Genomic DNA, 10679 nt, shown 5'->3' on the forward strand with positions numbered 1-10679 from the left:
GTGGATCATTGGACACAGAGCCCATCGCGCTCACCCTGCGGCAGCGCAGCCGACGGTCCAACAGTCGCCAAGACCCGTCGATCCCGCTGCCGCAGTCAGGAGAGCCGCGATCGTGACCATCGCCGCCGAACGCCGAGCCACACCCGGTCCCACGCCCGAGGGCCCGGGCCGGCGCCCCTCGTGGCCCGCGCTCAGCTACCTCGCCCGCTATGAATGGGCCGCCGCGGCCCGACCCAGCGACCTGCGCCGCGCCGCACCCGCGGCCCGCCGCGCGCTCGCCGTCGCCGGGGGAGTGCTGCTTCCCCTGCTGATCGGCGTCATCGCAGGCCGGCCGGTGGACGGAGTCTTCGCGGCGCTCGGCGCCCTGCTCGCCGGACTCGCCTCGTTCCAGGGCGTCACCCGGACCCGCCTGTCCGCCGTCGGCGTCGCCGGTCTCGGCACCGCGGTCTCGACCTTCGTCGGCGGGACCGTCGCCGCCTGGCATCCCTGGGCGCTGATCCCGGTGATCGCCCTGTGGGGTTACGCCGCCGGACTCGCCATCAGCCTCGGCCAGCGCCGCGGCGCCGTCGCCGCCCTCTGGCCCGTCGCGCTGCTCATCGCGATCGGCACGCCGCTCGACCCGACCCAGGCCGCGTACCGTGCGGGCCTCGTCCTCGCGGGCACGGCGCTGCAGGCCGGCGTCGTCACGCTGTCCTGGGCCGCGCGCCGCGGCGGGCACGAGCGTGCCGCGATGGCCGCGTCGTACCGCTACCTCGCCGAATACGCCGGGCGGGTCGCGCGTGGCACGCACCAGGCGCCCGCCCCCGTCGCATTCCCGGCCGCCGCGCGCCTCGCCGACCCGAACCCCCTGCTCCCGCGCGCCACCCGCGGCACGTACGCCGCCCTGCTCGAACACGCCGAGCAGGTACGCGCCGCGCTCGCCTCCCTCGCGGAGCACGGAGCCGACGACCCGGCCGCTCGCCGCCTCGCCACCGAATCAGCCCACGTACTCAGCGTCGCCGCCGAGACCCTCGCCACCCGAGACGCCCGAAGCCGCCGTACGCCCCACGCCGTCCCGACCTTCCCTACTGTCCCCACCCTTCCCGCGTCTCCCGCCGCCCCCGAGGCCGACTGGCACTGGGCCGCGACTGCGCTGCTCACCCACCTCCGCTCCATCACCGACCTGCTGACCAGCCTCGACTCCACTTCCGCCGGCGATGCCACCGCTCCGGCCGCGCTCGCCGACACCCCCGCCCTGGCCACCCTCCGCGCCCACCTCACCCCCGCGGGGGAGATCGGCCGCCACGCGCTCCGTCTCGCGGCCGCAGCCGGTATCGCAGAGGCCTTCGTTTGGATCACAGGACTCTACGAAGGCCGCTGGGTCGTGCTGACCGTCTTCCTCGTCCTCAAGCCGGACTACACCTCGACGGTGTCCCGCGGCGTGCACCGAGCCCTCGGCACCGCCGTCGGCGCCCTGCTCGGGGCGGTGATCGCCATGCTGTTCCACGGCACGCCGGTCGGCCTCGTCCTCGTGGCCGGCATCGCCGTCGCCGCGGCGTACGCGGTATTCGAGGTCGACTACCTCATGTACAGCGTCTTCCTGACCGTCTTCATCGTGCTGCTGCTCGACATCCTCGGCCTGAGCGCGGAGACGACGGCCACCGTGCGCCTGACCGACACCGCCCTCGGCGCCTTGATCGCGCTGGTCGCGTACGCCGCCTGGCCCACCTGGCACGGCCGCGCCGCCCCGCAGATCTTCGCCCGCCTCATCGACGCACACCAGGCGTACGTCGCCGCCCTCCTGCACGAACTCGCCTCGTCCGGCGCCGACGCGAATCGTCTCAGGACCCTGCAATCCGCCGCCCGCCGAGCCCGCACCGACGCCGAGGCAGCGGCCGCGCGCCTCGCCGTCGAGCCCCCGCACCCGCCGCTGACCGCCGACGACGCCCGTGCCCTCGTCGCCACCACGGCCCGCCTAGCCCGCGCCGAACTCTCCCTCCACACCCTCGTCACCTCCACCCAGGACGATCCCGCCCGCGCCGCCACGCTCGCCTCCGCCACCGAATCAGCTCTCGCCGACCTCACCGCGGAATTCAACGCCCTGCGAGCCTATTCGCCAGCTGCACGCGCGACTGGACGCCGAGCTTCGTGAACACGAGGCGCAAGTGCGTGCCGATCGTGTTGACGGACAGCCCGAGTTCGGCGGCGGCAGACCGGTTGGTGTGTCCTTCGGCGATGAGCACGGCCACGCGGCGCTCGGCGTCAGTGAGGGACGCCCACCCGGTGTCGGCGCGCGCGGTCGCCGCCGACCACTTCTCGCGTCGAACCCCGGCCTCGCGCATCACCCGCTGGACTTCGGCGCGGTAGCCGCGGGCGTCGGTCCGGTGGTAGTCGTCCCAGGCCCGGTCGAGCTGGACCAGCGCGCCGGCTCGGTCTCCCTCCGCAAGCAGCGCTCTGCCATAGCAGTCCGCCCCGTAACCGCGGAGCAATGGGCGCGGGCTGCGCGCCAGCACGTCCGCGGCTTGAGCGATCATCGCCAGGTCGCCCTTGCTGCGTCCGCGCACGTTGAGTGCCACGCCTTCGAAGCTGGCGACCCCGGGGTTCCGGGCAGCCGCGAGTTCGGCGACGTTGACGACGACCTCTGAGAACGCGGCGTCCCCGGCCGCCGCGCCGATTTCGAAGAACATTCCCATCCAGCACGGCCAGAGCGGGTAGAAGTTGCATGAGCCGGTCGCGCCCCTCGCGACCGGCCCGAGCCGGTTCAGCGCGGTCGCGATGTCGCCTTGGGCGGCCGCGAGCCACCCGTGCATCACGCTCAGTCCGGGTTGGCGGAGGCTGCTGTCCGCCCCGGTGAGCTGCTCGGCGAAGGAAATGCGCGCTGCGGCGCTCTGCGTATCGCCGCGCAGTAGAGCGATCGAGATCTGCACGATGGCGGCGTCGAGTGCGTACACGCCGCTGCCGAGCTGCCGCCCGAGCTCGATCAGGGTGCTTGCTTCGGCCTCGGCGTCGTCGAAGCGCCCGAGGTTGTAGTCCTGCCACAACTGCGCGCAATGAAGCCCAGGGAGGATCGATTCGGTGGCATTCTCGGCGTCCGCACGGACCTCGTTGAGCAGTGTCTGCGCGTGGTCGTAGCGATCGAGGAACTGCAGCGTCGTGATCTCTTCGGCGAGCCGGTGGGCTCCTGTCAATCCCCTGAGTTCCCGGTAGTAGGCCAGCGCATCCCGGTGCCGGGCTTCGTTTCTGGCCGCCTCGCCCGCGGCCTGCAGGGCCGATGCCAGGGCGTCCCGATCTCCGCTGGCTCGGGCGTCATCGAGGGCGTGCGACGCCTCGAGCGCCGCACTTTCGCCGGAGAGCAGACGGGTGTTGGCCAGGGCACGAGCCGCCTGGAGACGTGCTCGCACGCCCGGATCGAGCGTCTCCGCGGCCAGCGCCGGTTCCACGCGCGCGAGCAGTTCGTCGAGCCTGCCGCTGAGCCACAGGGCGCGCGCGGCCTCTGTCTCGATCGCGCCGCTGAGGTTCGCGTCGTCGATGCGGGCGAGCATCGCGTCGGCGACGGCGATGGCCTCGTTCGCCCGCTGGGTGCGGCATAGCACCGACAGGCATCGCCGGCCCGTCTCGAGCCATTCGGGCTGGTCCGGACGAACCGTGCGGAATGCGAGTGTGGCGAGGTCGCCGGCGTCATCCGGGCACGTCACGGTCAACCGCTCCGCAGCGGTGACGAGAATTCCGGCGCTGACGAGATCCCCGGGCTCCGCTGCGGCGCGCGCGTGCGCCGCAGCAGCCGGCAGATCTGCCGACGAGTCGAGGCAGTACTCCGCGAACCTCCGATGCAGCCTCCGCACATCGCTCTCGGATAGCGCTGCGCAGACCGCTTCGCGCACGAGATCGTGGTACGACGCGAGCACATCGTCTGTTGCGACCAGCAGGCCGCTTTCGATCGCTTCGGCCAGCGCGTCCGCAACGGATGCGGGCAGCGAAGGCAGGACCCTGACCGCCTCCCTCAACGGCAGCGGCCGGCCGGCCACCGCCACGAGCGCGACCAGGTCACGCGTCGCGTCGTCCAGGTCGGCCAGTCGCTGGGCGATGGCGGCATTGAAGGCGGCGGGCACGGCGTCCTGTCGTCCGCGCGCGGCCGAGCGGACCATGCCGTCCAAGATCTGCATGGCCAGCAACGGATTTCCCGCACACGCCTCCAAGAACCCGCGCGTTCGCGTATCCGGAACTCTTCCGAGGCGATCATGAGCGATGGCGGCCAGATCCAAGCTCGACAGCGGCGCCAGCCGGACATGCTCGACCCGCGCGACGTCGAGTCCGATCAGGTCGGCTCGCGGATCGTCGTCGCGGCTGGCCAGCAGCCACACCACGGGCAGACCCAGCAGGCGCGAGAGCAGCGTGCGGATGACGAACCGAGTCATCCGATCGGCCCATTGCACATCGTCGATCGCGACGAGCACGGGCCCGGCGGCCGCCGCCTGCTCCAAGGCGTCCGCGATCCGCTCGACGAGCAGCAGCGGTTCGTCGACGGTCCGGATGATCTGTTCGAACTGCTCGACGGTGATGAGCGGTCCCCGGGCGCCGCGCAGCGCGGCGATCAGCGGCGCGGCGGGATGCAACTCTTCCATCGGCTCGCATCTGCCGACGAGAGCGCGCACGCCCATCCGATCCGCTTGCAGGCAGACTTCGGCGAGCAGCGCCGTCTTGCCGATTCCAGCCGGTCCGCAGGCCAGCATGACGCCACCCGATCCGTGTCGGCCGGCGCCGCGCAGCATGGCGAGGGCGCGCGCCATCGGTTCGGCGCGTCCGCGTAAGACGGCAGGCCGTACCCGTGCTCCGGTGTCCATCGACTCGGCCATGGTCCGACTCCCTGGGTGAGAGGTCTATGCGTGAGCTCGGCCAAGCGCCACGTTGAGCAGCACCGTCGCGGCGGTTCGCGCGTCATCGACGACGCGCGGGTCGTTACACGACGCTGCCAGCGCGTTCGCGCCCTCGTAGAGCACGGCGAGCTGCCTGGCGAGCGAGTCCGCGTCGGCGACGCCGGCTTCGGCAGCGACGCCGCTGAGACGGTCGAGGAAACCCCGCTTGTGCCGCTCGATGATGCGGGCGGCCTCGGGCATCTCGCCCGCGGCCTCCACGGCGGCGTTGTGGAACGGGCAGCCACGAATCGCCGCAGGCCCGCGCAACATCGCCTCCAGCGGATCGAAGATCGCGATCAGCCGCTCGGCCGGGGGCAGATCCGCGCGCTCGAGCTGCAGTTCGGACTCGAGGGCGCCATCCGCCTCGAAGCGGTTCAGGTACGCCTCGACCAGCGCGTTCTTGGATCCGAACTGCTGGTAGAAGGTGCGGGTCGAGACGTGCGCGGACTCGACGAGCGCCGCGACTCCGGTGGCATGGATTCCGCGTTCGTAGAACAGCTCCCCGGCGGCCCGCAGGATCCGTTCGCGTGCGCCGCGGCCGCCGGTGCGCGGCACGGCGCTCGTGTTCGGGCTCGGCGGATTCGTCGTCGCCATGCCCCAAGTATAGCGATCGCTTTCCGGCATCTCACGTATTCGGGTGAGGGACCTCAGGCCGGCGGCCGCCACATAATGGCCACCTGAATAGGTGACGGAACGCCGCATTCCGAAATGCCAGGGTCAAGTCAGAGGAGCTGTAACCCGATCGTTCAGCGAGAAGGAGTGCTTCATCATGACCGATTCGCCGACGGTAGTACTGGTGCACGGCGCGTTCGCCGACGCCTCCGGCTTCGCCGGAGTGATCCGCGAGTTGGAGGCCGCGGGACGCACGGTCATCGCCCCGCCGAATCCCCTGCGCAGCCTCGCCTTCGACGCGGCCGCCGTCGCGGACGTGGTGCGCTCGATCGGCGGGCCCGTCGTGCTCGTCGGTCACTCGTACGGCGGCGCGGTCATCTCCCAGGCTTCGGCCGTTCTCGACAACGTCACCGCCCTCGTCTACGTCGCCGCGTTCAGCCTTGACGTCGGCGAGAGCTGCGCCGGCGTGCAAGAGGGCTACCCGCCGTCGCTGCTTGCCACGACCTCGTACCCGACCGGCTACGACGCGCCCGGAGCGCCCGGCGGCCCGGACCTCTACATCGCCAAGGAGCGGTTCCGCGAGACCTTCTGCGCGGACGTGCCGGCCGACGTCGCCGACGTCATGTTCGCCACCCAGCGCCCCCTCTCGCTAGCCGCGCTCACCGAGAACGCGACCGCGGCGGGCTGGAAGACCAAGCCGTCCTGGTACCTCGTCTCAGAGCACGACAATTCCATCCCGCCGGACACCGAGCGCTTCATGGCCAAGCGGATGGGCTCGACCACCGAGGAGATCGCCGGCTCGCACACGGCGTTCATCGCTCAGCCCGTCGCCGTCGCCGCCTTCATCGGCCGCGCTCTCGCCGCCTGAGCCGGAGCAGCGCCCATGAACGACGATGTGATCATCGGGTACGACGACAAGCCCCGGTGTGCGTGGGCCGGACAGGGCGACACCGCCTTCGGCCGCTATCACGACGAGGTCTGGGGCACTCGCACGTATGACGAATCGGCGCTGTTCGAGGCGCTCACCCTCGGTGTGTTCGAAGTCGGATTGAGTTGGTCGATCGTCTTCGGAAAGCGAGACGCGTTCCGGCGGGCCTTCCGGGATTTCGACGTGGCGAAGGTCGCGAAGCTGACCGGCGAGGACGTCGACCGTCTCGTGCAGGACGCCTCGATCATCCGCAACCGCGGCAAGATCCAAGCCACTATCGACAACGCTCGCGCCATGGCGGCGTCGTCGCCGACCCTGGGCGCACGTGCGAAGTCGTACGAGAGCAACCGCAAGCGGGCGCCGCGGTCGATCGCGAGCCTGCCCAAGTCCACACCGCAGGCCGAAGCGCTCGCCAAGGAGCTGAAGGCTCAAGGGTACCGGTTCGTCGGACCCACGAGCGTGTACGCGTTCATGCAGAACGTCGGAATCGTCAACGACCACATCCATGGATGCTTCCGGGCGTCCGACTTCGCCGAGAAGCCACGTTGACAGAGAGATGATCGCGCGGGCAGGCGTCAGCCGCGCTCGGCGACCGCCTGCTCTCGACCTTCTCCTGCTCTTCGACGATGCGCGTGAAGTCCTGGATGTACTGCCTGCGCTGCTGAATCGTGATGAGCGCGAATCCTGCTCAGCCGGGCTGCCCATCTCTCTCACGTATTCAGGCGACCGTCGCCGGATGCGTGGCATCCTGGTGACATGACGACGCTCTATGAGGCTGCGGGCGGGGACGACGGGCTGTTGCGTCTGGCCGATGCGTGGCACACCCGAGTGTTGGCGGACGAGGTTGTCAGCCACGCGTTCACCCACGGCTTCAGCGCGGCGCACACCGAGCGGCTGGCCGCGTACTGGATTGAGGCTTTGGGCGGCCCGACGACGTTCTCGGACAGGTACGGGGACGAGACCGCGGTAGTCCGGATGCACAGCGGCGAAGGCCTACACGGGGAGATGGACCGCCGTGCGATCGAGTGCTTCGACCAGGCGCTCGTAGACGTCGGCCTCGCCGACGACGAGCGACTCGGGCAGGCGCTCCACGACTACTTCGCCTGGGCGACGACCTCGGGTCCGATCTCCCGCTATCCCGAGAGCGCGGACGACGTCCCAGACGGCTTGGGGATTCCGCATTGGTCGTGGGAAGGCCTTGTCGACGAGCGTCGCCCTGCTGGGTAGTCTCAACGCATGGGACCAGGGGGAGGGGAGGCGGCCGTACGCGTGCACGCGCTGGTCAAGACATATGCGCAGCGCAACGCCGTGGACGGGCTGAGCTTCGAGGTGGCGGCGGGGGAGACCTTCGCGCTGCTCGGGCCGAACGGTGCGGGTAAGACGACGACCACCGAGATTCTGGAGGGTCACCGGTCCCGTGACGGAGGGCAGGTGGCTGTCCTCGGCGTGGATCCGCAGCGGGCGGACCGGGCCTGGCGCGCGCGGATCGGCATCGTGCTGCAGTCCGTCGGCGACTTCCACGACCTGACCGTGCTCGAGGTCGTGCGCCACTTCGCCGGGTACTTCCCGCAGCCTCGCGATCCGGACGAGGTGATCGAGCTCGTCGGGCTGACCGAACAGCGCAAGGTGCGCGACGCCAAGCTGTCCGGCGGCCAACGTCGGCGGCTCGACGTGGCCCTCGGCATCCTCGGCCGGCCGGAGGTGCTGTTCCTGGATGAGCCGACGACCGGCTTCGACCCCGAGGCGCGGCGCCGGTTCTGGGAGCTGATCCGCGCCCTGCGCACGTCCGGCACCACGATCCTGCTGACGACGCACTACCTCGATGAGGCCGAACAGCTCGCCGACCGTGTCGCGGTGATCAACCACGGCCGGCTGCTCGCCCTGGACACCCCGGATCGGCTCGGCGGGCGCGACCGGGCCCCGACCGTGATCACGTGGATCGACGACGAGCACGGCGTGGAGCGGCGGCTCGAGACGGCCGAACCGACGAGGGCGCTGCGGGAACTGTTGGCCCGTCAACCCGAAGGCGAGGAGATCAGGGGCCTGTCCGTGCACCAGCCCACCCTCGAGGAGATCTATCTCGCGATGGTCGATGGGACGGACGCGGGCCACGCGGAGGCAAGCTCGGCCGGACAGGAGACGCGATGAGCGCGCTCGGAATTCCAGGGACGACGAGCAGCGGCGGCACCGGCACCGGCCCAGCCGAACGGTCGCCGAACGTACACCTGCCCTCGGCGCTCAAGCTCGGCGTTCGCCGGGCCAGGCTCGAACTCCTGCAGTATTTCCGCCAGCGCGACGCCGTCGTCTTCACCTTCGGTTACCCGCTGATCATGCTCTTGATCTTCGGCTCCATCTTCAGCGGGAACGTGCAGGGCACGAACATCCCCTACGTGCAGTACTTCACCGCCGGAATCACCGCGACCGGGATGATGTCCATCGGCTTCCAGAGCGTGTCGATCGCCATCGCGTCCGACCGTACCGACAAGAGCATCAAACGTCTGCGCGGCCTGCCGATGCCGCAGCTCTCGTATTTCCTCGGCAAGCTCCTCGCCGCTCTCGTCGAAGGCGTCATTCAGACGACGCTGCTGATCACCTGCGCCGTCATCTTCTTCCACGTGCACCTGCCCGCGACGGCCGGGCGCTGGTTCACCCTCGTGTGGGTCTTCGCCCTCGGCCTCGGGACCTGCGCAGGCCTGGGAGTGCTGCTCGGCGGCTGGGTGAAGGACGGGCGCACGGCCAACGCCGTCACCCTGCCGCCCTTCCTCGTCCTGCAGTTCATCTCGGGCGTGTTCTTCCCGCTCAACCAGCTGAGTCCGACGCTCCGCACTATCGGCGGGTTGTTCCCGCTCAAGTGGATGTGCCAGGGGCTGCGCTCGGTGTTCCTGTCGGATCAGGCGCTGGTCGCCGAGCCCTCGCACGCCTGGCAACTGCCGCAGACCGCGTTGATCCTCGCCGCCTGGCTGGTCGGAAGCCTGCTGCTGGCGCTGCGCACCTTCCGGTGGAAGGAGAAGTACGAGCGCTAGTCCCTCGGACTGGCCCGCGCCCGACAGTCGGCAGACGACGCCTGACCAGGTTGCTACAGCGGCATAGCCTTGATGACCGCCACGTAGTCCTCGTAACTGGACGTCACGGTGATCGCGGGCACGCCCTTCATCTCCAAGTGGCTGCCAGGCATGACGAAGATCGAGTATCGCTTGTTCTTCTCCACCCAAGCCTTGACCTCAGACGTGTCGAGCGAGTCGAGGCTGAGGGCTCCATACGGGATGCCGTTGGGAACAGTCTCATTGCTGCCCGCCGTGATCAGGGTCAGATTGCCGTGGCGGCGCGGCTCTTGTTCGGTGTTTTCCATGGGTCAGCTCCAGTGAGCGGAGAACTCGGTTCACTGCCCGATTTACCATATTCTGTCTCGATAAACCTACTCAATGAATGTCAGGGCCCAGCCTCTTACGCCGAATGTCACCTGGCCGACGGATACTGCGGGCGCCCGTTCGGCCGGAAGGCCTGGATCGTTACGCCCTTCGAGTCGACGCGCGAGTCGATCATGCGAAGCGCCAGGTCCGGGCCGGTGCCGGGGAACAGCCGCGTACCCTGGCCGAGGATCACGGGGATGATGAGCAGGGTGATCTCGTCGACCAGTCCGTTTTCGAGCAATGATCGGATCAGGGTGCCGCTGCCGTGCACCTGCAGTTCGCCGCCGGGCCGGGCTTTCAATTCGCTGACGGCCGCAACGAGATCACCGGACAGGACGGTCGTGTTCTCCCATTCCGGATCGCTGAGCGTGGTTGACGCGATGTACTTGGGGGCGCTGTTCAACGCTGCGCCGATGGGGTGGGCACGCATGTCCGCGATCGCTCCCCAGGAGCCGGCGAACAGCTCGTAGGTACGTCGGCCGAACAGGAACGCGTCGGCGTGCTGGTAGGTCTCGGTGATGAACGCTCGCGTCTCGTCGTCGCCCGCCCCCAGGGCCCATCCGCCGCGCTCGAACCCGTTCCTGCGGTCCTCTTCCGACGCGGCGCCGTTTCCCTGCACCACGCCATCGAGGGTGATCTGCGTCATGGTCGTCAGCTTCATTCGGGTGGTCTCCTTCTCTGTGCGCTGCTCCTCATGGGCAGCCGCTCAGAACTACTACGAACACCTCCGCCTCGATCCGACACCGCCCCGCGAATTTTTCTCGAGAATCTTCGATCCCGAGGTGTCGAGTGCCCGTGACGCAGAAACGTCACCGGGGTCGCAGCCGTTAGCAACGG

General features: G+C 69.6%; 10 protein-coding genes. 6 read left to right on the top strand and 4 right to left on the bottom strand.

Annotated features, from left to right (window positions below; translation table 11 throughout):
* The first annotated feature begins 112 nt into the window (after nucleotides 1-112).
* Nucleotides 113-2131 carry an FUSC family protein gene (locus VG296_RS19695; protein ID WP_325567664.1) on the top strand — a complete coding sequence of 673 codons (2019 nt, stop codon included), beginning with the start codon at nucleotides 113-115 and terminating at the stop codon, nucleotides 2129-2131.
* On the opposite strand, the gene VG296_RS19700 is transcribed toward VG296_RS19695, so the two are convergent.
* Both VG296_RS19700 and VG296_RS19705 read right to left on the bottom strand, forming a co-directional pair.
* On the bottom strand, nucleotides 2073-4832 hold the full coding sequence (locus tag VG296_RS19700) for a helix-turn-helix transcriptional regulator (RefSeq protein ID WP_325567666.1): 2760 nt from the start codon (nucleotides 4830-4832) through the stop codon (nucleotides 2073-2075). The two genes, VG296_RS19695 and VG296_RS19700, sit on opposite strands and share 59 nt — an antisense overlap.
* A 24-nt stretch (nucleotides 4833-4856) precedes the next feature.
* Entirely contained in the window at nucleotides 4857-5486 is a 630-nt protein-coding gene (locus tag VG296_RS19705; RefSeq protein WP_325567668.1) for a TetR/AcrR family transcriptional regulator, read from the bottom strand.
* Between the two features lie 175 nt (nucleotides 5487-5661).
* Here VG296_RS19705 and VG296_RS19710 point away from each other — a divergent pair, with 175 nt between their 5' ends.
* The 5 genes from VG296_RS19710 to VG296_RS19730 all read left to right on the top strand — a co-directional run bounded on the left by VG296_RS19710 (nucleotide 5662) and on the right by VG296_RS19730 (nucleotide 9455).
* Complete coding sequence (locus VG296_RS19710) at nucleotides 5662-6372, top strand: alpha/beta hydrolase (RefSeq protein ID WP_325567670.1); 711 nt, start codon at nucleotides 5662-5664, stop codon at nucleotides 6370-6372.
* Nucleotides 6373-6387: 15 nt separating this feature from the next.
* A complete protein-coding gene (locus tag VG296_RS19715; RefSeq protein ID WP_325567672.1) occupies nucleotides 6388-6981 on the top strand; it encodes a DNA-3-methyladenine glycosylase I in 594 nt (197 codons plus the stop codon).
* A gap of 207 nt (nucleotides 6982-7188) precedes the next feature.
* Nucleotides 7189-7659: a group II truncated hemoglobin gene (locus VG296_RS19720; RefSeq protein WP_325567674.1), complete on the top strand. Its 471-nt coding sequence runs from the start codon at nucleotides 7189-7191 to the stop codon at nucleotides 7657-7659.
* A 9-nt stretch (nucleotides 7660-7668) separates the two neighbouring features.
* Nucleotides 7669-8580 (top strand): ABC transporter ATP-binding protein, encoded by a 912-nt coding sequence (locus VG296_RS19725; protein ID WP_325567676.1) that lies wholly within the window; start codon nucleotides 7669-7671, stop codon nucleotides 8578-8580.
* A complete protein-coding gene (locus VG296_RS19730; RefSeq protein ID WP_325567678.1) occupies nucleotides 8577-9455 on the top strand; it encodes an ABC transporter permease in 879 nt (292 codons plus the stop codon). Before VG296_RS19725 ends, VG296_RS19730 begins: the two co-directional genes overlap by 4 nt.
* A 53-nt stretch (nucleotides 9456-9508) precedes the next feature.
* Here VG296_RS19730 and VG296_RS19735 read toward each other — a convergent pair whose 3' ends face one another.
* Nucleotides 9509-9781, bottom strand: coding sequence for a hypothetical protein (locus VG296_RS19735; protein WP_325567680.1), 273 nt, complete (start codon nucleotides 9779-9781; stop codon nucleotides 9509-9511).
* Between the two features lie 107 nt (nucleotides 9782-9888).
* A complete protein-coding gene (locus tag VG296_RS19740) occupies nucleotides 9889-10503 on the bottom strand; it encodes a dihydrofolate reductase family protein (RefSeq protein WP_325567682.1) in 615 nt (204 codons plus the stop codon).
* Nucleotides 10504-10679: the final 176 nt, after the last annotated feature.

It is taken from the genome of Actinospica sp. (assembly GCF_035552695.1).
In the GTDB taxonomy this organism is placed as follows: domain Bacteria; phylum Actinomycetota; class Actinomycetes; order Streptomycetales; family Catenulisporaceae; genus Actinospica.